Here is a 20,147-nt window from a genome sequence, read left to right on the forward strand (position 1 = left end):
ATCTTGACTCTGGGCAGGTTACAGGATGTCAGGGTGGGGGAAAACTGCTATCTCATCCTTGGCAGAAACCCGGCGCGACGACGAGGAACGACAATGGGAGAGGCGTATTTCTATCACCTGACGCGCGCGCCGCTCGAGTCGACGCTGCCGATGTTGCTGGACAAGGCCCGCGCCGCCGGCTGGCGCGTCCTGGTGCGCGGGCGCGAGCGCGCGTGGATCGAATGGCTGGACGAAAAGCTGTGGCTCGGCCCCGACGACGCTTTCCTGCCCCACGGTATTGCCGGCGCGGCGCATGACGCCGATCAGCCGGTGTTGCTGAGCACCGATGCGCCGGGCGCTGTGCCGGCCAACGGTGCCGCCTGTCTGATGGCGGTGGACGGCGCCCCCGTCACCCCCGGCGAGGTGGCGGAAATGGCGCGCGTCTGCGTGCTGTTCGACGGCAACGACCCGGCGGCTGTCGAGCAGGCGCGCGCGCAGTGGAAAGAGCTTACCGACGCGGGCTGCAATGCGCAGTACTGGTCGGAAGAAACGGGCAAGTGGGAAAAGAAGGCGGCGCGCTGACCCGTCGCTCAGCGCGTCAGCACCAGTTCGCCGTTCGATATCTCGATACGCGAATAGCGTTGCAGGTAGCTCATTCCCAGCAGCGAGCCCGACATCTCGCCCTCGGTCACCCAGGCGCGCAGGTCGGTATCGGTGATCGGACCGATCGACAGGCTGTCGAGTTGCACCGGCGCCGTGCGCACCATTCCGTTGGCGGTCTGCGCGCGCCCGTAAAAGGCAAGCTGCCCGGTTTCGATGCCCGCCTTGCGGGCATCGTCGCGGCTGAGCACCAGCCCGGTCGCGCCGGTATCCACCACGAAGCGGATCGGCACGCCGTTGACCTCGGCGGTGACGTAGTAGTGCCCGTCCGGCGCGCGCGGAAGTTCGACGCGCCCTGCGCGTGCATCGACGTTTTGTGCCGGGCGCACCACCTCGCGCATCTCGCCCCACAGGCCCACCACCGCGATCGTGGCGGCAAAGATCAGCGCCCAGCTCAGCGCGTACTGCAAGCTGCGCCCCAGCGACAGGCGGTTCTGGGTGACGAACCACAACCCGATGAAGGCCAGCAGCGCGCCGAGGTAGATCAGGTTGGGCAGGTCGGACATGAGAGCGGGCGTTCCCGGGTTGTTTGCCAACAGATCGGCGCGGCGGGGTGCGATTTCAAGCGGCAAGTCCGAAGGCGCGCAGCCCGTCGAGGACGAACTGCACCGACAGCGCCGCCAGAAGCATCCCCAACAACCGCGTGATCACGTTGGTGCCCACGCGCCCCAGGGCCCGTTCGACCAGCCCGGCGGCGAGAAACATCACCATGAGGATCGCCAACACTACCAGCATCACGGCGATCACCACCGCCAACCCCGCCAGCCCCGGCTGCTGCCCGGCCAGCAGGATGATCGAGGCGATGGCCCCGGGGCCGGCGATCAGCGGGATCGCCAGCGGGAACACCGACGGGTCGTCGGTATCGTCCTCGGCCTGGCCCTCGCGCCGCTTGGTGCGGCGCTCGAACAGCATGTCGAGCGCGGTCAGGAACAGCAGTATTCCCCCGGCGATGCGGAACGCGGGCATGGAAATGCCGATGAAGCCAAGCACCGCCTCGCCGAAGGCGGCGAACAGGCACAGCAATATCGCGCCCACCAGGCAGGCGCGCAGGGCGATGGCGCGCCGCTGAGCGCTGTTCATGCCCTGGGTGAGCGCCACGAAGATCGGTGTCAGGCCGATCGGGTCGATGATCACGAAAAGCGTGGCAAACGCCGAGATCAGAAATGCGCTGTCCATGTCCCATGCCTTGCAAGCCGGTGACACGACTCAGCACCGGCCAACGGCGCGGTGTCAAGCGCAAGGGCGATGCTCATGCGTCGCGGCCCTGGGCGCGTTCCAGCTTGTCCTGAGCGCGCAGCCACAGATCTTCGGCGCGGGCCTGGGCGTCGCGCAGTTCGGCGTATTTCTTCTGCCACACCGCGGCCTCGTCGGCGCGACCGTCCTCGTAGAGCGCCGGGTCGGCCAGCCTGGAGACCAGCTTTTCGCTCATCTGGCCCAGCTTTTCCAGCCGGTCCTCGCATTTGCGCAGCTCGGCGCGCAGCGCCGCGACCCGGTCGCGATCGACGCGCGCGGCCTGTGCCTGCTGCTTGCGCGGCGTCGCCGGCTTGGCTGGGGTGTCAGTCTGCAACAGCATGCGGCGATAGGCTTCGAGGTCGTCCTCGTAGGGGCGCACGGTGCCGCCCTTGACCAGCCACAACCGGTCGGCGACCATCGACAGCAGGTGCATGTCGTGGCTGATCAGGATCACCGCGCCGCTGTATTCGGTCAGCGCCTCGACCAGTGCCTCGCGGCTTTCGATGTCGAGGTGGTTGGTCGGCTCGTCGAGGATCAGCAGATGCGGCGCCGCCAGCGTGGCCAGAAGCAGCGACAGCCGCGCCTTTTGCCCGCCCGACAGGTTGCCCACCGGGGTTTGGGCCTGGTCGGCGCCCAGCCCGAACCCCGCCAGCCGGGCGCGCAGCTTCGATTGCGCCTCGCCGGGACATTCGCGAAACAGGTGCTGCAACGGCGTCTCCTCGACGCGCAACTCGTCTACCTGGTGCTGGGCGAAGAACCCGATGCGCAGCTTGCCGGAATGCTGCATCCGCCCCGCCATGGGGGGCAGGCGCGCCGAAAGCAACTTGGCCAGCGTCGACTTGCCCTCGCCGTTCTTTCCCAGCAGCGCGATGCGGTCGTCCTGGTCGATTCGCAAATCGAGGTTGCGCAGCACAGGCGTGCCGTCATAGCCCACACTGACGCCTTCGGTGACCAGGATCGGCGGCGAAAGCTGTTCGGGTTCGGGAAAGGTGAAAACGGTGCGCGCCGCGTCCTCGGGCGCGCGGATGGTTTCCATCTTTTCCAGCATCTTGACCCGGCTTTGCGCCTGCTTGGCCTTGTTGGCCTGGGCGCGGAAGCGGTCGACGAAGCCCTGCAGGTGGGCGCGCCGCGCCTCCTGCTTCTTGGCCGCCGCGGCCTGCACGGCGCGCTGTTCGGCGCGCTGGCGGGCGAACTGGTCATAGGGGCCGCTGTAATAGGTCAGCTTGCGCGCCTCCAGGTGCAGGATGCCGCCCACGGCGCGGTTGAGAAGCCCGCGATCATGGCTGACGATCAGCACCGTGTGGGGGTAGCGTTGCAGGTAGTTCTCCAGCCAAAGCGCGCCTTCCAGGTCGAGGTAGTTGGTCGGCTCGTCCAGCAACAGCAGGTCGGGCTGCGCAAACAGCACCGCCGCAAGCGCGACGCGCATCCGCCAGCCGCCCGAAAAGGCGCTGCACGGCATGCGCTGCTCCTCGGCGTCGAAACCCAGGCCGCGCAGGATGGCGCTGGCGCGGGCCTCGGCCGACCAGGCGTCGATATCGGCCAGCCGCGTCTGCACGTCGGCGATGCGGGTGGCGTCGGTGGCGGTTTCGGCCTCTTCCATCAGCGCAGCGCGCTCGGTGTCGGCGGCCAGCACGGTGTCGATCAGCGACACCTCGTTGCCGGGCACCTCCTGCGCGACGCCGCCGATGCGCGCGCGGGGGGGCAGGGTGATGGTGCCGCCCTCGGGGTGCAGCTCGCCGCGGATCAGTTTGAACAGCGTCGTCTTGCCAGTGCCGTTGCGGCCGACCACGCCCACCTTGTGACCGGTGGGAATGGTGGCACTGGCACCGTCGAAAAGCGGGGCGCCCTCGATCGAGAAGCTCAGGTCGGTAATGCGTAACATGGGCGGAGCACTGAACCAGCGCCCCACCCGTGTCAATCGGCTTCGGTTATTTCAGGATGCCGGTCAGCCCCTCGACCGAATAAGCCCTGTAGGCGACGGCGGGGCTGCCATCTTCGTAGAGGAAGGCGAAGACGTGGAAGGCGTCATTGTGGGTCACGGCGCGGCAGAACCAGTCGTCGCCGGCCATCTCACCAGGGCAGGTGGCGAGGTCGATATGGGGTACCGATTCCTCGAACACCTCGTAAGTCATCACCAACGGGTCGGTCGTGTCGGCGGCGGCCAGGTGCGGCGCGACCAGGAGGGCGGCGGTTAGGGCGCCAGTCAGGTGTTTCATGGTTTTTCCTTCGCTGATTTGTCTGAGTGCTGGCTTCCTTCACGGTGGCTGCTCCGATTTCTGACAAAAAGAATCGGATAAGTAAAGATACGCATTGCCACAAGCCAGCAACCCGGCCTTGTCCGTGGCCCCTTTTCCCCACCCCGGGGCCGTGCTAAGGGCGCGCCAGAGCCTTCAACCCTTCAGAGGAAACCGCATCATGGCCATCCAGCGAACCTTCAGCATCATCAAACCCGACGCCACCAAGCGCAACCTGACAGGCGCCATCAACGCCAAGCTGGAAGCCGCGGGCCTGCGCATCATCGCGCAAAAGCGCATCAAGCTGACCAAGGCGCAGGCCGGCGTGTTCTATGCGGTGCACAAGGAACGCCCGTTCTACGACGAGCTGTGCGAATTCATGGCCTCCGAACCGATCGTCGTGCAGGTTCTCGAAGGCGAGGACGCCATCGCGAAGAACCGCGAAGTCATGGGCGCCACCAACCCCGCCGAAGCGGCCGAGGGAACCATTCGCAAGGAATACGCGCTGTCGATCGGCGAGAACTCGGTGCACGGCTCCGACGGCGAAGATACCGCGAAAGAGGAAATCGCCTATTTCTTCTCGGGCCTCGAACTGGTCGGCTGAACCCGCCGCCGGTCGCATGTCATCCGGGCCGTCCCTTCGGGGGCGGCCTTTTTCGTGCCGACAGCGCGCTCAGATACTGGCGAAGTCGGTGAAGATCTGGCGCGGTGGCAAATCGCGCGGCGGCGATGCCGGGACCGGCGCCGGGGCGGTGATTGCGGGCGCGGCCAGCGGCGGCTTCGCCGGGTCGGGCGCGGGCTGCTCGACTTGCGGGTGGGTGGACTGTGCCATTGCTCTGCCTCCTTTTTTCTGTTGCGCCGCGTGCCCGGGCGGACCGGGCAGGCGCAGGAGGTATCACAGCACGCAAATCTGCCGTCACTATGCCGAGAATCGGGCGTGCGCGGGGTCAGCCCTTGATCGCTGCGGTCACGATCACCTCGACCAGGTAGTCGGGGGTGGCCAGCCTGGCCTCGCCGGCGGCGCGCGCGGGCGTGTGGCCCTGCGGCACCCAGGCATCCCAGACCTCGTTCATGGCGGCGAAATCGCGGTCGAGGTCGGCCAGCCAGATGATCGCTTGCAGGATATGCGCGCGGTCGCTGCCGGCTTCCTCCAGCAGCTTGTCGACCTGGGCCAGGCAATCGCGGGTCTGTTCGGCCACGCTGTCGCCATGGCCGACCTGCCCGGCGAGGTAGACGGTGCCGTTGTGCTTGACGATCTGGCTCATGCGCGGGCCGGTGTGGTGACGCTCGATCATTTCGTGTCCTTTCAGATGCTCCGCCCCCGGTATCCGCGCCCCGGTTCGGCGGGTCAAGGGCAAGGCGCCGCGCGGCCACGGATCATGTCGGCGGCCTTTTCGGCGATCATGATCGTGGGCGCGTTGGTGTTGCCGCCGGTCAGCCGCGGCATCACCGAGGCATCGACGACGCGCAGCCCGTCGAGCCCGCGTACCCTGAGCCGAGGATCGACCACGGCCATCGCGTCATCGCCCATCCGGCAGGTTCCCACCGGGTGATAGATCGTGTCGGCGCGGGCACGGATATGCGTGGCCCACGCGTCGTCGCTCATGCCGTCGCGGGTGCCGAACAGTTCACGCTCGCAATAGGGCGCTAGCGCCGGGGCCTGCATGATCCGGCGCATCATCCTGGCGCCGCGGATTATGGTGCTCAGGTCGCGCGGGTCCGACAGGTAGCCCGGGTCGATCCGCGGCGCCGCGCGCGGGTTCGCCGAGTCCAGCGTCACCGTCCCGCGCGAATGGGGGTGCAACGCGCAGACATGGCACGAAAACCCGTGCCCGGCATGCAGGCTGCGGGCGTGGTCATCGACGATCGAGATGACGAAATGCAACTGGATGTCGGGCCGCGCCAGCGCCGGGTCGGTGCGCAGGAACCCCGCGCCCTCGGCGAACGGCGTGGCGATCATGCCGGTGCCGTCGCGCCGCCAGCGCCGGATGTGGCGCCACAGGTTGCGCGCCGCCGTCGCACTGATGCCGAAATTGTCGGTGTCGCGGGTTTTCCACGCCAGGGTGAAATCCAGGTGGTCCTGCAGATTGCGCCCCACGCCGGGCAGTTCATGGCGCAGCGTAACACCGTGAGGGCGCAGGTCTTCGGGCGCGCCTATCCCCGAGAGTTGCAGCAGTTGCGGCGAGTTGAACGCGCCGGCGCACAACAACACGTCGCGCCGTGCCTTGACGTGGTGTCGGCGGCTCCGCCGGCGATAGGCCACCCCGGTGGCGCGCTGGCCCTCCAGCGTGATCTGTTCGGCATGGGCGCGGGTGACGACGGTCAGGTTGGGCCGGTCCATCACCGGGTGCAGGTAGGCGGCGGCGGCCGAGCACCGCTCGCCCCTTCGCGCCCCGTCATGAAACTGGGTGACATCGTAAAGGCCGACGCCCTCGGTTTCGCCACGGTTGAAATCCTCGCGCTGGGGGAATTGGCATTCCCCCGCCGCTGCGACGAAAGCACGGCTCAGGGGCCGGGGGCTTTGCTGCGGGGTGACCTGCAGCGGCCCGGCGTCGCCGTGAAAATCGTTGGCCCCCGCGGCGTGGGTCTCGGCGCGCTTGAAATAGGGCAGCACGTTGGCCCAGTCCCAGCCGTCGCAGCCCATCTCGGCCCAGCCGTCGTAATCGGCGTGGTGGCCGCGGACGTAGAGCATCGCGTTGATCGCGCTCGACCCGCCCAACCCCTTGCCGCGCGGCTGGTAGCCGCGTCGCCCGTTCAGCCCCGGCTGCGGCACCGTGCGGTAGGCCCAGTTGTTCAATCTGGGCCGTCCCGGCAGCAACGCCACCGCCCCCGCCGGCGCCCGCACCAGGATCGAACGGCCGGCGCCGCCGGCTTCCAGCAGGCAAACGGTGGTGGTGGGGTCTTCGCTCAGCCGCGCGGCGAGCACGCACCCGGCCGAGCCACCCCCGACGATCACGTAGTCATAGAGCATGGCCGCCTCCCATGCTCGAACCGTAAAGGCGAGCCCTCGGTTTGCAAGTGTTTTGCATGCGCAAACCCGGTGGGTGCGATGTGCTGGCGGCCTGCAAGGGCATAGAGAAGAACTATTGTTACTATCTTCGGTATTTATTTGCATGATGGCCGTGGCTGCGATTTACCCTCGGGCGGCAGGGCGCGGATCGTGGCGGTGCGGCGCCGGTGCCTTTCGACACACCCCTTTCGCGCAGGTTGACGCCCCGATGACGATATCCTCCCCTTCGAACCTGTTTTCGCTGACCGATGCTGCGCGCCCGATGCTGGATCGGGCCGAGGGCATTTACATCTTCGACACCGACGGGCGGCGCTATATCGACGGCTCCAGTGGCGCCATGGTCAGCAATATCGGCCATTCCAACCCGAATGTCCTGGCCGCGATGCGCGACCAGATGGCGCGCGCGACCTTCGGCTACCGCCTGCATTTCCGCAACCAGCCGGCCGAGGACCTGGCCCGGCGCACCGCCGCGCGCATGCCCGGTGACCTGGACCGGGTGTTTTTCGTCTCGGGCGGATCCGAGGCGGTGGAAAGCGCCACCAAGCTGGCGCGCCAATACGCCATCGCGCGCGGGCAGGGCAGCCGTTGGAAGGTGATCTCGCGCTATCCGTCCTATCACGGCTGCACCCTGGGGGCGCTGGCGCTGACCGGCTACGACCCGCTGTCCGAGCCCTTCACGCCGATGATGCGGGCGATGCCCAAAATCCCCGCGCCCACCTGTTACCTGGACCGCGACAACCTGAGCGACGCGGAACGTGGCCTGAAATACGCCGACATGCTGCGCGACGAGATACTGGCGCAAGGCCCCGACAGCGTCCTGGCCTTCATCATGGAACCCGTCGGCGGGGCCTCGACCGGGGCGCTGGTGGCGCCCGACAGCTATTACGCGCGCATCCGCGATATCTGCGACGAGTTCGGCATCGTGCTGATCTATGACGAGGTCATGAGCGGGGCGGGGCGCACCGGCGCCTTCGTGGCCGCCGACCACTGGGGAATCGTGCCCGACATCGTCACGCTGTCCAAGGGCTTTGCCGCCGGCTACGTGCCGCTTGGGGCGGTGGTGGCGCGCACCGGCATCGTCGATGCAGTGACCGGCGCGGGCGGCTACGCCAACGGGTTCACCTATGCCGGCAACCCGCTGGCCTGCGCCGCGGGGCTGGCGGTGCTGGACGAGATCGAGCGCGCCGGCCTGATCGACAACGCCGCCCGCATGGGCACGCGGCTCAAGACCGGGCTGGAGGCGCTGATGGACCGCTACCCGTTCATCGGCGACGTGCGCGGCAAGGGGCTGTTGCTGGCCTTCGAACTGGTGGCCGACCGTGAAACGATGGACCCGCTGCCGCCGGGGCTGAAGGCTTACGACCGGCTGGTCGAGCTGGCCTATGCGCGCGGGCTGATCATCTATTCGCGGCGCACCCGCGGCGGGCGCGCGGGCGATCATTTCCTGGTCTGCCCGCCGCTGATCGTTACACCCGCGCAGGTCGATGACATCCTCGGTCTGCTCGACGACAGCCTTGCCGCACTGGCGACCGAGCTGTCGCTGCCGGTGGCGGCGCCATGAGCCTGCCCGACAAGACCTGCGCCATGGCCGAGGCCATCGCGCGCATCCCCGACGGCGCCAGCGTGATGCTGGGCGGCTTCGGGGTGCCGGGCACGCCGTTCTGCCTGATCGAGGCGCTGGTCGAGCACGGCGCGCGCGATCTGACGATCATCAAGAACGATGCCAACGAGGCCGGTATAGGCGTCGATTGGTTGCTTCAGGCGGGGCAGGTGCGCCGGCTGATCACCTCGCATATCGGGCTGAACCCGCGCGCGGTGGCGATGATGAACGACGGCAGCCTCGATGTGGAGTTCAACGCGCAGGGCATCCTGGCCGAGCGCATCCGCGCCGCCGGCGCCGGGGTGATGGGCTTCGTCACCAATATCGGCATGGATACGGTGCTGGCCGAGGGCAAGCAGCGGGTCGAGACCGCCACCGGCGAGGGGATGTTCGAGCCCGCGCTGCACGCCGATTTCGCGCTGGTCCATGCCGATTGTGCCGACCACTTCGGTAACCTGTCTTTTGCCGCCAGCGCGCGCAACTTCAACCCGCTGATCGCCACCGCGGCGCGCTGCGTCATCGCCGAGGCCGAGCGCGTCGTTCCCCTGGGCGGGATTGCGCCCGACGATGTGCACACGCCCGGTCCCTTCGTCGATCACGTCGTGGAACTGCCAACCCTGCCGGAGGTCTACGGTGTCGTCCAACGCTAGAAGCCGCATGCTGGCGCGTGCCGCCGCCGATATCGCGCCGGGGATGTGCGTCAACCTTGGCATCGGCCTGCCCACGCAGGTAGTCGCGCACCTGCCCACCGGTGCGCAGGTATGCCTGCACTCGGAAAACGGCATCTCGGGCGTCGGACCGGTGCGGCCCGCCGGGCAGGAGGACCGCAACCTCATCGACGCCGGCGGCAGCTATGTCTCGACGCTGCCCGGCGCGGCCTTTTTCGACAGCGCGCTGTCGTTCGCCATCGTGCGCTCGGGGCGGCTGGACCTGACGCTTCTGGGGGCGTTCGAGGTCGCCGCCAACGGCGATCTGGCCAACTGGATCATCCCGGGGCGGTTTTCGCCCGGGCCGGGGGGCGCCATAGAACTGGCGCAACGCGCGCGCCGGGTGGGGGTGCTGACCGCGCATGTCGACAAGGCCGGCAACCCCAAGATCGTCGAGCGCTGCACCTTGCCGCTGACCGCCGCCGGCTGCGTGAACCGCATCTATTCCGACATGGCGGTGTGCGATGTCACGCCCGATGGCCTGGTGTTGCGCGAACTGGCCGAAGGCGTGCGCGCCGAGGACGTGGTCGCCGCCACCGGCGCACGGCTGACGGTGCCCGATACCGAGCTGCCGGTTTTCTGAGACCACGAACGGAGGCCCCCGTGACACCAGAGGACGAAACCCGCATCCAGGCATCGGTCGACGCGCTGTTCGAGCGCGAGCTGGCGTTCCTGTCGGAACTGACGGCCCACCCCTCGACCCGCGGCAACGAACAATCGGCACAGGATTTCATGGCGCGCGAGATGGGCGCGCGCGGGCTGGCGGTGGACCGCTGGCAGATCGACGTGGACGACATCAGCGCTCTGCCCGGCTTTTCCCCCGTCATCGGCAACTATGACGACGCGGTGAACGTGGTCGGCGCCCATGCCAGCCGCACCCGCAAGGGCCGCTCGCTGATCCTCAACGGGCATATCGACGTGGTCCCGGAGGGCCCGCACGACATGTGGGACAGCCCGCCATATGCCCCGCACATCGACGCGGGCTGGATGTACGGGCGCGGCGCCGGCGACATGAAGGCCGGGCTGGCGGCCAACCTCTTTGCGCTTGACGCGCTGGCGGCGCTTGGCCTGCGACCGGCGGCGGATGTGTATGTGCAATCGGTGGTCGAGGAGGAATGCACCGGCAACGGTGCGCTGGCCTGCCTGCAACGCGGCTACCGCGCCGACGCGGTGCTGATCCCCGAGCCGTTCAACGAGACCCTGGTCGACGCGCAGGTCGGGGTGATGTGGTTCCAGGTGCACCTCAAGGGGCTGCCCACGCACGTGGCCTATGCCGGCAGCGGCGCCAACGCGATCGAAGCGGCGATACCGCTGATTGCCGCGCTGCACGAGATGGAGGCGCGCTGGAACGCGCCCGGTCGGCGCCCCGACGATTACGCCGGTCACGACCACGCGCTCAACCTCAATATCGGCAAGATCGCCGGCGGCGACTGGACCAGTTCGGTGCCTGCCTGGTGCGTCTTCGACGTGCGCATGGGGCTGTTTCCCGGCCAGGACATTGCCGCCGCCCGGTCCGAGATCGAGGACGTTCTGCGCCAGGCGGCGCGCGACAACGCCTTCCTGCGCAACAACACGCCCGAAGTCGTCTGGCACGGGTTCCAGGCCGAGGGCTACGCGCTGTCGCAAGACAGCAGCGATGGCGCCCGCAACGCCATCGCCGCGCTGAGCGGGGCGCACAAGACCGTCTGCGGCGCACAATTGGACAAGGTGGCGATCACCGCCACCACCGATGCGCGCTTTTTCGGGCTTTACGCCGACACCCCGGCACTGGTCTACGGGCCGCGCGCCGAGGCGATCCACGGCTTCAACGAACGGGTCGATCTGGAAAGCCTGCGCCGCGTCACCCAGACCACGGCGCTGTTCATCGCCCGCTGGTGCGGCCTCGAAGACGCCTGAGCGGCCCTCGGCACCCGAAACGGCTTGCCGCCGCGACCGGCGGCCGTCTCACCCTGTCGGGCGGCTGGGCGTCACCAGATCGCGCAGCGCCGCGTCCAGCGGTGCGGGATCGTCAAGCTGCAACCGTACCGGCAGGGTGATGACCTTCGCGCGGAACGCCGGCGGCAGGCGCACGGCATCCTTTTCGGTGGTCACCAGTTGGGCGCCGCGCAACCGCGCCTCGTGCTCCAGCCGCGCCAACAACGCCGGGCTCAGCACCTGGTGATCGTCCAGCGCCTCTGCGCGCACCAGGTGTGCACCCGCAGCGCGCAGGGTGGCAAAGAATTTCTCGGGGTGGCCGATCCCGGCGAAGGCCAGGAATGGCGTGTCGGTCCAGTCCATGCCCGTCTGCAGCGGCGCCAGCGCACCGGTCAGGTGAGGCAGGCCGCCAAGCGCCCCGCCCCAGTCACGTGCAAAGCGCGCCTGCGCCTCGGGCGTGCCGATCGACAGAACCATGTCGGCGCGTGCCAGCCCGGCCGCTACCGGCTCGCGCAGCGGCCCGGCGGGCAGGCAGCGCCCGTTGCCGAAACCTTTGGCCGCGTCCACCACCACGATCGACAGGTCCTTTTCCAGCGCCGGGTCCTGGAACCCGTCGTCCAGCACGATGACCTGTGCGCCCGCCGCCACCGCACGCGCCGCGCCGGCGGCGCGGTCGCGCGCCACCCAGACGCGCCCGAAGGCGGCCAGCAACAGCGGCTCGTCACCCACCTGGGCGGCGCTGTGGCGGGCCGGGATCACCTCGACCGGGCCGCTCAGTCGCCCGCCATAGCCGCGCGAGACCACGTGCGCCTCGACATGGCAGGTGCGCAGCGCCTCCAGCAGCGCGATGACTGTCGGTGTCTTGCCACTGCCGCCGGCGTTGAGGTTGCCCACGCAGATCACCGGCACGCCGGCGCGGGCCCGGCGCCCGCGCGCCAGTCGCAGTGCCGTTGCGCGGGCGTAGAGCGCGCCCACCGGCGCCAGCAGGCGCGCGGGCCATGCCGGGTGTGCGGGGTCGGTGTACCAGAAGGCGGGCGGGCGCATCATCCGCCCTCCCGCCGGTCGAGCACGTCCTGTGCCAGAGCGATCAGCCGGTCGGTGACCTCGGCGCCCTCGGTGACCACCTCCCAGGCCGCATGGGCCATCGCCGCGGCCTGTTCCGGCGCGATGACCTGCACCAGCGCGGCGGCAAGCGTGTCGGCGTCGCGCACCATGCGTGCCGCGCCGGCCGCAGCAAGGCGGTCATAGGCGGCGCGGTGATGGCCGACATTGGGTCCATGCAGGATGGCCGACCCAAGCGCCGCCGCGGCGTAAGGGTCGCGCCCGCCATGGCCGGGCTCCAGCGAACTGCCGATCAGCGCGACCGGCGCCAGCCGGTACCACAGGCCCGGATCGCGTGCCGCGCCGGTCAGCAACACCTGCGTGGCTTCGGCGGGCCGCTCGCCGCGCGCCCAGTGCGCGACGCGCCAGCCGCCTGCGTCCAGCGCCCGGGCGATGTCGGCGTGGTTGTCCTTGGCATCGGGCATGACTATCAGCAGCCGCCGGTGCGCCGATTTCAGCGCCGCGCGGTGTGCCGCCGCGATGGCGGCGATCTCACCGGGCTGTACCATCGCCGCCAGCCAGACCGGCCGCCCCGCGATCGCGGCCTCCAGTGCCGCGATATCTGCCTCGTCGCAGGGCGGGGCGATGCCGCCGATCTGCAACCGGCCGGTGACCCGGATACGATCCGCGGGCACGCCCAGCCTCTCGAGACGCCGCGCCGCGTTGGCATTGTTGGCCAGCACCGTGTCGAAACGCTGCAACACCGCGCGCGCCGGGTCGGGCCAGGGCCGGCGCCGGATCGGCGCCAGGCTTGCCTCCTCGGCATCGGCGAGGATCATGGCGATACCCGCCGCGCCGGCGCACTCGATCAGCGCCGGGCGCAGGGCGCCCTCGGTCCAGATGCAAAGATCCGGTTTCCAATGCGCGAGGAATGCCTCGATTGCCGGGATATACTCGGGCGGTGCGGGTTGGACGATCATGTCGTCCTGCGGTGGTGGCGCCATGGTGTCGTCGGCTGCCGTGGTCAGCAGAAACCCGGTGCCGGGTCGCTGCGCCGCCAGCCTTTCCGCCAGCGCCGCGAGCGCCCGCGCGCCCCGGGGGCTGGCGGCGTGGCCCCAGACAAGCTCGCCGGTCGGGCGTGGCGGCAGCGACGGGCCGTCTGCCCGCGCGTCGCCGGGGCCGCCATGGGCCAGGGCCATGTAGCCGGGCAGCCCCAGCAACCGGGTCACCATCACCCGGGCTCAGCCCAACTCTTCGGTCGCGGAGGTTTCGGTTTCCTCGTCGCGCAGGCGGTGCAGGTGGGCGATGAAATAGCGCATGTGGGCATTGTCCACGGTGCGCTGTGCCTCGGCTTTCCAGGCGTCGTGCGCGCTGTCGTAGTCGGGGAAAATGCCGACGATATGGATGTCGTCCACGTTCTTGAACCGGTTCGAGGACGGGTCGACCAGTTCGCCGCCGAAAACGAGGTGCAGACGCTGCGTCATGGGCTGTGATCCTTCGTGCTGTGCTGTTGTGCCAGTGCGCGCAGCCTAGAGCCTCGGGGCGCGAATGTGAACCGCGCAGCGCGGTGTCGGTGGCCCGTGCGGGGCAGGGGGTGCGACAGGATGGCCCATTCCCCTTACATTCGGTAAAGCGCATATGCGGATTCGGTAATATACGGAGAAGCAGGTGATACAGAACGTTCTCAACGCCATCGCCGATCCCACGCGTCGTGCGGCGCTGGCCATTGTCTGGGACGGCGGCGAGCATTGCGTGTGCGAACTGATGGCGCGGCTGGATGCCAGCCAGAGCCGGATGTCGCGGCATATGAAGGTGCTGCGCGAGGCAGGGCTGGTGACCGACCGGCGCGATGCGCAATGGGTGCGGTTCCGGCGCAACCCGTCGCTGGCCCCCGCGCTGGTGGCGGTGGTCGATGCCGTCGTCGCCGCCGAAAGATCGGCAGTTCCCGAGCAGGAAATGGAAACGGCATGACGACCGAAACTCATGACACCGCTGCACCGCGCGAGACACCGGATTGGGCCTGGCACCTGGGCGTTGCGGGCTTCGCTGCCGTCTGGTGGCTGGTTTACCGCCAGTTGATCCCGTTTTCGGAATGGGTGACGGCGTTCTTTCCCGTCGAGCGGCACAGCCACACCGGCGAGGCGATCGCGTTCTTCGTCTACGACGTGCCCAAGGTGATGCTGCTGCTGGCGCTGATCGTTTTCGCCATGGGCGTGGTGCGCAGTTTCTTCAGTCCCGAGAAGACGCGCGCACTGCTGTCGGGCAAGCGCGAGGGCGCGGGCAACGTGATGTCGGCGGGGCTTGGCATTCTCACCCCGTTCTGTTCGTGCTCGGCGGTGCCGCTGTTCATCGGCTTCGTGTCGGCGGGCGTGCCGTTGGGGGTGACGTTCTCTTTCCTGATCGCGGCGCCAATGGTCAACGAGGTGGCGCTGGTGCTGCTGTTCGGGCTGGTCGGCTGGAAGGTCGCCGTTACCTACCTGGTGTTCGGGCTGGCCATCGCCATCGTCGCGGGCTTCGTCATCGGCAAGCTGCGCCTCGAAGGCTGGTTGCAGGACTGGGTGCGCGACATCCATTCCGGGGCCAACGCGCCGGTTGCCGGCGAAGACGAGAAGCTGACCATGGTCGAGCGCTACAAGTTGGGGCTGGAGGCGGTGCGCGAGATATTCGCCCGCGTCTGGATCTGGATCGTCGCCGGTATCGCCATGGGCGCGCTCATCCACGGCTACGTGCCCGAGGACCTGATGGCGCGGATCATGGGCGCCGATGCGTGGTGGAGCGTTCCGGCCGCGGTGGTGATCGGCATCCCGATGTACACCAACGCCGCCGGCGTCATCCCGATCGTCGAGGCGCTGCTGGGCAAGGGCGCGGCGCTTGGCACCGTGCTGGCCTTCATGATGAGCGTGATCGCGCTGTCGCTGCCCGAGATGATCATCCTCAAGCAGGTGCTCACCTTGCGGCTGATCGCCGTCTTCGTCGGCGTCGTCGCCAGCGGCATCCTCGCCGTCGGCTTCTTGTTCAACCTGATTTTCTGAAATCACCCCTACCGTCGAAAGGAGACGCCCATGAAAACCGTCAAGGTCTACGGCCCCGGCTGCAAGCGCTGTGAGGCGACCGAAAAAATGGTCAGGGACGCGGCCGGCAAGCTCGGGCTGGAGGTCGAGGTCGAGAAGGTGAGCGACCCGAAATCCATCGCCATGGCCGGCGTGATGTCGACGCCCGGCATCGCGGTCGACGGCAAGCTGGTGCATACCGGCGGACTGCCGGACGAGGCGAAGCTTGAAGGCTGGCTTTCGGCCTGAGCCGCGCGGCCGCCGGGTTGCCTGCACTCTCGCGCATCCCGCCCCGGCGGGTTGCGTGCCCTATCGTTGCGCCCTGGTTTCCCCGGTCAACGGCAACCCGCGCCTATCCCGCGCAGCACGACAGTTTTGCCACGTCCATGTCGAAGGTCTGCGCGGCGAGCTTCAGGCCCTCGACCGTGGTGAGATAGGGGAAAATCGTCGCGCCCAATGCCTTGGTCGTCATCGCGAATTTCAGTGCCATCGCGAGCGTCTGGATGCTGTCGGCCCCTTCAGGGGCCACGATCACACCGCCGAGCAGGCGGTCGGTATCGGCGTCCGCCACCAGCTTGATCAGGCCCCTTGTGTCGCGTGCGGCCAGTGCGCGGGGCACGTTGTCGAGGCCGATGACGCTGGTCTTGACCGCGTGTCCGGCCGCGTGTGCCTGCGCCTCGCTCAGCCCGGCGCCGGCGACCTGCGGATCGGTGAACACGACCCATGGCATCGCGGTGTTGTCGTATCGCTCTGTCCCGTCCAGCACGGCGTTGCGCGCCGCCATTTTCGCGCCATAGGCGGCCATGTAGACAAACTGGTCGCGGTTGGTCACGTCGCCCGCGGCATAAATGCCGGGCCGTGTCGTAGACATGTCGTCGCTCACAATGATCGCGCCCCGTTTATCGGTTTCCACGTCCATATCCGCCAGTCCCAGACCTTCGCTGTTGGGGGTGCGCCCCGTGGTCAGAACAAGATGGCCTGCGGTCAGATCCCGTGCAACACCGTCCTGCGTTACCGTCAGGGTTGCGTGACCGTCCTCGGCTCGCGCAGCCTGATAGCTCACGCCATCGACAACGCTTACGCCTTCGGCGCGCAGGATGTCCGACAGCGCGTCCGAGACTTCAGGGTCGGTCCGCGGCAGCAGGCGCGAGCGGCACACGATCGTCACCGCCACTCCCATCCGCGCCATCATCTGCGCCAGCTCGACGCCGATATAGCCACCGCCGAGAAAGATCAGGCTTTCGGGCAGGGTCTCAAGCTCCAGCAATTGCGTGCTGTCCAACGCCGGCACCGCATCGATACCCGCGATATCCGGCACCGCTGGCCTGCCGCCCGTGGCAACAATGACCTTGGGCGCGGTGATCTTGTGTTCGCCGATCTCGACACCGCCATTCACCAACCGCGCAGGGCCTTCGCCGATATAGGTGACGTCTTCATAGCCCGGCAGCAAGTCGGCATATTTCTTCTGCCTCAGGTTCGCAACGAGGTCGTCCTTTGCTGCTACCAGCGCCGCCCAGTCGGTGACCTGCGCCTCACCCCGAAGGCCGGGAAAGCGGTGCGCGGCCTTCGCGCCGTGGATCGCCTCAGCGGCGCGGATCATCGTCTTGGAGGGCACGCAGCCAACATTGACGCAGGTTCCGCCGATGGTGCCATGCCCGATCAGCGCGACGCGCTTGCCGCCTTCGGCTGCAGTGATGGCCGCCGAGAAACCGGCCGATCCGGCACCGATCACGGCAAGGTCGAAATGGTTCATGGGTGAGCAGCAATCATCTTTCACGAGGTCATCCTTTCGGCGCGATCAAACGCGCGCCTGGTCTGCGGGTGAGGCGCCACGGTTGTGGTCGTGCGTATCCGCCGCCGCTGCTAAGCCCGCTCATCGTGGCGCGCACCTCTTCGAGTGGCGCGGCGACTATCGTTGCTCACCAGATCATCATGCACGCGATCATCCGCCTGCAACGGCGGGATAACCGGCATTGGCCGAGGCCGCGGCGATGGCGCCGGCGTCGGTCACGCCCTTGTCGAAAATGACCGTGGCCGTTTTGGCATCGAGGTTCACCTCGACCGAGCGAACGCCATCCACATCGGCCATCGCGCGCTTCACTGTCACCGGACAGAGCGCGCAGGTCATGTTCTCGACCGCGAAGGTCACGGTCTGCTCGGCGGCGACCGACTGCGCGGCGGCGGGGATAGCGGTCGTCGGGGCGGCGGCAGTCAGCCCGAACAGGGCAACGGCAAGGATCTTTGTCATCGGTATCTCCTATGGGTCAGTAGAGAAACGGCGCCCACCAGTCGATGGTGATGGCCGAGAGCACAAGCATGAGCGCGGCCCAGAGCGCCGCCTTGGTGATCCGGGCGGACGACGGACGCGCGCAGTAGGAATCGGCCGCGCAGATCGCAGGTCTGCGGAAATGGACCTGCCAGAATCCGGCCACGATGAAGCCGAGCGCAATCACGGCGAAGACAGGCTTGTAAGGTTCCAGCGCTGTCAGGGTGCTGATCCACGCTCCGGAAATCCCGAGCATCAGCAGTACCAGTGGCCCCACGCAGCAGGCCGAGGCCAGAAAGGCGCCCATGACGCCCCCCACTGCGAGCCAGCCCTTGCGGTCATGACGATCTTCGCTTGAGGTTTCGGATTGCTTGTCCGTCGCGCTCATGTGACTCGCCTCGCGTCATTGATGGATCTTCAGTATAAGGTCTGTAGCGACCACAGGCTCAAGGGGAGACTTCACATGCCCGATCACGAGACCGAGAGCAGCATGAAGCGCGGCGAACTGGCCCGCCTCACCGGCTGCAACATCGAGACGATCCGCTATTATGAAAAGATCGGCATGCTGCCCGATCCACCGCGGACATCCGCCGGGTATCGCGTTTATTCGCGGGACCATGTCACGAGGCTGCACTTTATAATGCGGGCGCGCGAGCTTGGTTTCGCCATGGAGGACATCCGCGGGCTTCTTGGGCTTGGCGATCGTGCCGCGCCCACCTGCGCCGAGGTCAAGGCCCGCACCGATCGTCACCTTGCCGATGTTCGCACAAAGATCGCCGACCTGAAGCGGATTGAGGCGGTTCTGGCCGCCACTGCCGCAAAGTGTTCCGGCGCGGAGGTTCCCGAGTGTCCGGTGCTCGATGCGATCGGCTCGTGACGGGTTGGCGCTCGCTCTCACGCGGGCAGGGATGGTCTGTTCGCGGCTATGCCGGTCCCGGGCCAGTTACGCGCACTGGCAAGGGTGGGCGGCGGCATTTTCCTTGCCGCGGCTCATTTCGCGCGTCAGCCAGAAGCCCGAGAACAGCAGCAGCCCGCCGCCCATGATCATGCCGCGCGCGGGCACCTCGCCGAAGACAAGGAACCCCAGGCTCGCCGCCACCACCGGCGAAACGATGATATCGACCAGCGAATAGACATTGGCGTTGATCTGTTTAAGCACCAGGGAGATGCCGAAATAGGCGAACCCGGTCGAGACGATGCCAAGGCACGCCGCCCACAGCATCACCGGCAGCGACACGCCGAGGGCGGGATAGGCAACGTGCCTGCCGACATCGCCCGGCCCGGCCAGAACCAGCGCGGGCGACAGCAGGATCGCCGCCACCGCCATCGACCAGAAGATGTCGTTGCCGGTCTCCTCGCGCCCCTCGTGGCGCATCCAGGTGACCATCGCCGCATAGATCGCTCCGGTGCTGAGCGCGACAAGATTGCCGAACCAGTCACCGCCCGCCAGCGGCCTGGCCAGCACGATGCCCACCAGCGCCAGACCGAAGATCAGCACGTAGCTTTTCTTCGCCGGCTCGCCCAGGAACAGCGCCGAGAAGATGAAGACGAAAAACGGCGCCACGCTCCAGAACACCACCGCATTGGCGATCGGCACCAGCGTCATGGCATAGTTGAAGACGCTGATCTGTGCCGCAATCAGCGCGCCGATGATGATGGTGTCCTTGAGGTTGCCGCGCGGAAAGCGAAGCGGTCGCCCGGTCGCACGCGGGATCGCCAGCGCGAGAAACGCGGCGGCAAAGCTCAGCGCGTAGAAATTCAGCGTCTGGATCGGGATCGCGTCGCCGGTCAGCTTGACGAAGACGCCGATCGTCGCCTCGGAGACGGTGATCAGTACAAGCAGCAGGAAAACGGTCATGGAAAACGTGCTACCGGCTGTCGCGCGTGATGTCGATTGTCTCGGCACCGCTTTCGTCGAGGCAGCGGTCCTCGACCTGAAGCGTGACGAAGAAAAAGCCGAACCGCTCACCCAGCATGGAATGGGCCGCCTTCAGCACCTCCTGCGGGTCTTGATCATCCTGAACGCGCAGGTGGCCCGAAAAGACGTATTTGCCGCTGGTCAGCGCCCAGGCATGAACGTGATGGACATCCGCGACGCCGTCGAGTGCCTCCAGGGCCCGCGTGACGTCGCCGAGGCTGACATCGGTCGGCGTGCCCTCCATCAAAAGATGCATCGAGTCGCGCAGTATCCCCCAGCTTGCCCAGATCAGCACGAAGCCGAACGCCATGCCCAGGATCGGGTCGATCAGCAGAAAACCCGTGAATTTGATGACCAGCGCGGTGACGATGATCAACAGGCTGCCGACGAAGGTCTGGATGATGTGCCACAGCGCGCCACGCACGTTCAGATCGCTCTGGCTTTGTTTCCAGATCAGCCCGAGCGAGATGACCTCGGTCACCAGCCCGCCGGCCGCGGCCCAGAGCATCGGGCCCGTGGGCAGGTCGATGGGGTC

The 20,147-nt window shown here is 67.6% G+C and carries 25 protein-coding genes; 10 read left to right on the forward strand and 15 right to left on the reverse strand.

Features of this window, described 5'->3' with window-relative positions:
• Window positions 1–93 precede the first annotated feature (93 nt).
• Window positions 94–561 carry a DNA polymerase III subunit chi gene (locus Q0L89_RS07765; protein ID WP_296763596.1) on the forward strand — a complete coding sequence of 156 codons (468 nt, stop codon included), beginning with the start codon at window positions 94–96 and terminating at the stop codon, window positions 559–561.
• Window positions 562–569: 8 nt separating this feature from the next.
• Here Q0L89_RS07765 and Q0L89_RS07770 read toward each other — a convergent pair whose 3' ends face one another.
• The 4 genes from Q0L89_RS07770 to Q0L89_RS07785 all read right to left on the reverse strand — a co-directional run bounded on the left by Q0L89_RS07770 (window position 570) and on the right by Q0L89_RS07785 (window position 4,088).
• Window positions 570–1,145 (reverse strand): TIGR02281 family clan AA aspartic protease, encoded by a 576-nt coding sequence (locus tag Q0L89_RS07770; RefSeq protein WP_296763598.1) that lies wholly within the window; start codon window positions 1,143–1,145, stop codon window positions 570–572.
• Window positions 1,146–1,200: 55 nt separating this feature from the next.
• Window positions 1,201–1,815, reverse strand: a complete 615-nt coding sequence (locus tag Q0L89_RS07775) for a MarC family protein (RefSeq protein ID WP_296763599.1) — start codon at window positions 1,813–1,815, stop codon at window positions 1,201–1,203.
• A gap of 73 nt (window positions 1,816–1,888) precedes the next feature.
• Window positions 1,889–3,754 carry an ABC-F family ATP-binding cassette domain-containing protein gene (locus Q0L89_RS07780; RefSeq protein ID WP_296763601.1) on the reverse strand — a complete coding sequence of 622 codons (1,866 nt, stop codon included), beginning with the start codon at window positions 3,752–3,754 and terminating at the stop codon, window positions 1,889–1,891.
• Between the two features lie 46 nt (window positions 3,755–3,800).
• Complete coding sequence (locus Q0L89_RS07785; RefSeq protein ID WP_296763602.1) at window positions 3,801–4,088, reverse strand: hypothetical protein; 288 nt, start codon at window positions 4,086–4,088, stop codon at window positions 3,801–3,803.
• 199 nt (window positions 4,089–4,287) lie between these two features.
• On the opposite strand from Q0L89_RS07785, the gene ndk reads away from it, so the two are divergent.
• Complete coding sequence (gene ndk, locus Q0L89_RS07790; RefSeq protein ID WP_296763604.1) at window positions 4,288–4,710, forward strand: nucleoside-diphosphate kinase; 423 nt, start codon at window positions 4,288–4,290, stop codon at window positions 4,708–4,710.
• A gap of 69 nt (window positions 4,711–4,779) precedes the next feature.
• Here the strand turns inward: ndk and Q0L89_RS07795 are convergent, their stop codons facing one another.
• From Q0L89_RS07795 to Q0L89_RS07805, 3 genes are all read right to left on the reverse strand, one after another.
• Window positions 4,780–4,938 carry a hypothetical protein gene (locus Q0L89_RS07795; RefSeq protein ID WP_296763605.1) on the reverse strand — a complete coding sequence of 53 codons (159 nt, stop codon included), beginning with the start codon at window positions 4,936–4,938 and terminating at the stop codon, window positions 4,780–4,782.
• 115 nt (window positions 4,939–5,053) lie between these two features.
• Window positions 5,054–5,401, reverse strand: a complete 348-nt coding sequence (locus tag Q0L89_RS07800) for a RidA family protein (protein ID WP_296763607.1) — start codon at window positions 5,399–5,401, stop codon at window positions 5,054–5,056.
• 53 nt (window positions 5,402–5,454) lie between these two features.
• Window positions 5,455–7,077: a choline dehydrogenase gene (locus Q0L89_RS07805; protein WP_296763608.1), complete on the reverse strand. Its 1,623-nt coding sequence runs from the start codon at window positions 7,075–7,077 to the stop codon at window positions 5,455–5,457.
• A gap of 247 nt (window positions 7,078–7,324) precedes the next feature.
• Between Q0L89_RS07805 and Q0L89_RS07810 the strand changes: the two genes are divergently transcribed.
• Genes Q0L89_RS07810 through Q0L89_RS07825 form a run of 4 tightly spaced genes read left to right on the forward strand, consistent with a single transcriptional unit; the run spans window position 7,325 to window position 11,319 of the window.
• A complete protein-coding gene (locus tag Q0L89_RS07810; protein ID WP_296763610.1) occupies window positions 7,325–8,677 on the forward strand; it encodes an aspartate aminotransferase family protein in 1,353 nt (450 codons plus the stop codon).
• Window positions 8,674–9,366, forward strand: a complete 693-nt coding sequence (locus Q0L89_RS07815) for a CoA transferase subunit A (RefSeq protein ID WP_296763611.1) — start codon at window positions 8,674–8,676, stop codon at window positions 9,364–9,366. The genes Q0L89_RS07810 and Q0L89_RS07815 overlap by 4 nt, the downstream gene beginning before the upstream one ends.
• A gap of 7 nt (window positions 9,367–9,373) precedes the next feature.
• On the forward strand, window positions 9,374–10,006 hold the full coding sequence (locus Q0L89_RS07820; RefSeq protein WP_296763613.1) for a 3-oxoacid CoA-transferase subunit B: 633 nt from the start codon (window positions 9,374–9,376) through the stop codon (window positions 10,004–10,006).
• A 20-nt stretch (window positions 10,007–10,026) separates the two neighbouring features.
• Entirely contained in the window at window positions 10,027–11,319 is a 1,293-nt protein-coding gene (locus tag Q0L89_RS07825) for an ArgE/DapE family deacylase (RefSeq protein ID WP_296763614.1), read from the forward strand.
• 48 nt (window positions 11,320–11,367) lie between these two features.
• On the opposite strand, the gene lpxK is transcribed toward Q0L89_RS07825, so the two are convergent.
• From lpxK to Q0L89_RS07840, 3 genes are read right to left on the reverse strand one after another with little or no spacing between them, the layout of a single operon-like run.
• Entirely contained in the window at window positions 11,368–12,381 is a 1,014-nt protein-coding gene (gene lpxK, locus Q0L89_RS07830; RefSeq protein ID WP_296763633.1) for a tetraacyldisaccharide 4'-kinase, read from the reverse strand.
• Window positions 12,381–13,610 carry a glycosyltransferase N-terminal domain-containing protein gene (locus Q0L89_RS07835; RefSeq protein WP_296763616.1) on the reverse strand — a complete coding sequence of 410 codons (1,230 nt, stop codon included), beginning with the start codon at window positions 13,608–13,610 and terminating at the stop codon, window positions 12,381–12,383. Before Q0L89_RS07835 ends, lpxK begins: the two co-directional genes overlap by 1 nt.
• A 9-nt stretch (window positions 13,611–13,619) precedes the next feature.
• Window positions 13,620–13,862, reverse strand: a complete 243-nt coding sequence (locus Q0L89_RS07840) for a DUF4170 domain-containing protein (RefSeq protein WP_296763617.1) — start codon at window positions 13,860–13,862, stop codon at window positions 13,620–13,622.
• A gap of 184 nt (window positions 13,863–14,046) precedes the next feature.
• Here Q0L89_RS07840 and Q0L89_RS07845 point away from each other — a divergent pair, with 184 nt between their 5' ends.
• From Q0L89_RS07845 to Q0L89_RS07855, 3 genes are read left to right on the forward strand one after another with little or no spacing between them, the layout of a single operon-like run.
• Entirely contained in the window at window positions 14,047–14,349 is a 303-nt protein-coding gene (locus tag Q0L89_RS07845; protein ID WP_296763618.1) for a metalloregulator ArsR/SmtB family transcription factor, read from the forward strand.
• On the forward strand, window positions 14,346–15,410 hold the full coding sequence (locus tag Q0L89_RS07850) for a permease (RefSeq protein WP_296763620.1): 1,065 nt from the start codon (window positions 14,346–14,348) through the stop codon (window positions 15,408–15,410). The genes Q0L89_RS07845 and Q0L89_RS07850 overlap by 4 nt, the downstream gene beginning before the upstream one ends.
• Before the next feature lie 30 nt (window positions 15,411–15,440).
• Window positions 15,441–15,677 (forward strand): thioredoxin family protein, encoded by a 237-nt coding sequence (locus Q0L89_RS07855; protein WP_296763621.1) that lies wholly within the window; start codon window positions 15,441–15,443, stop codon window positions 15,675–15,677.
• Window positions 15,678–15,780: 103 nt separating this feature from the next.
• On the opposite strand, the gene merA is transcribed toward Q0L89_RS07855, so the two are convergent.
• From merA to Q0L89_RS07870, 3 genes are all read right to left on the reverse strand, one after another.
• Window positions 15,781–17,181 carry a mercury(II) reductase gene (merA, locus tag Q0L89_RS07860; protein ID WP_296763623.1) on the reverse strand — a complete coding sequence of 467 codons (1,401 nt, stop codon included), beginning with the start codon at window positions 17,179–17,181 and terminating at the stop codon, window positions 15,781–15,783.
• A gap of 189 nt (window positions 17,182–17,370) precedes the next feature.
• Window positions 17,371–17,676: a cation transporter gene (locus tag Q0L89_RS07865; protein ID WP_296763624.1), complete on the reverse strand. Its 306-nt coding sequence runs from the start codon at window positions 17,674–17,676 to the stop codon at window positions 17,371–17,373.
• Between the two features lie 16 nt (window positions 17,677–17,692).
• Window positions 17,693–18,082 carry a mercuric transporter MerT family protein gene (locus Q0L89_RS07870; RefSeq protein ID WP_296763626.1) on the reverse strand — a complete coding sequence of 130 codons (390 nt, stop codon included), beginning with the start codon at window positions 18,080–18,082 and terminating at the stop codon, window positions 17,693–17,695.
• 75 nt (window positions 18,083–18,157) lie between these two features.
• Here Q0L89_RS07870 and Q0L89_RS07875 point away from each other — a divergent pair, with 75 nt between their 5' ends.
• Window positions 18,158–18,571, forward strand: a complete 414-nt coding sequence (locus Q0L89_RS07875; protein ID WP_296763627.1) for a helix-turn-helix domain-containing protein — start codon at window positions 18,158–18,160, stop codon at window positions 18,569–18,571.
• A 66-nt stretch (window positions 18,572–18,637) separates the two neighbouring features.
• Here the strand turns inward: Q0L89_RS07875 and Q0L89_RS07880 are convergent, their stop codons facing one another.
• Both Q0L89_RS07880 and Q0L89_RS07885 read right to left on the reverse strand, forming a co-directional pair.
• Window positions 18,638–19,552 (reverse strand): EamA family transporter, encoded by a 915-nt coding sequence (locus Q0L89_RS07880; protein WP_296763629.1) that lies wholly within the window; start codon window positions 19,550–19,552, stop codon window positions 18,638–18,640.
• Between the two features lie 10 nt (window positions 19,553–19,562).
• Window positions 19,563–20,147, reverse strand: a 585-nt coding sequence (locus tag Q0L89_RS07885) for a cation diffusion facilitator family transporter (protein ID WP_296763630.1), incomplete at its 5' end; no start/stop codon positions are given.

The sequence above is a fragment of the Sediminimonas sp. genome, from assembly GCF_024637375.1.
GTDB lineage: Bacteria > Pseudomonadota > Alphaproteobacteria > Rhodobacterales > Rhodobacteraceae > Sediminimonas.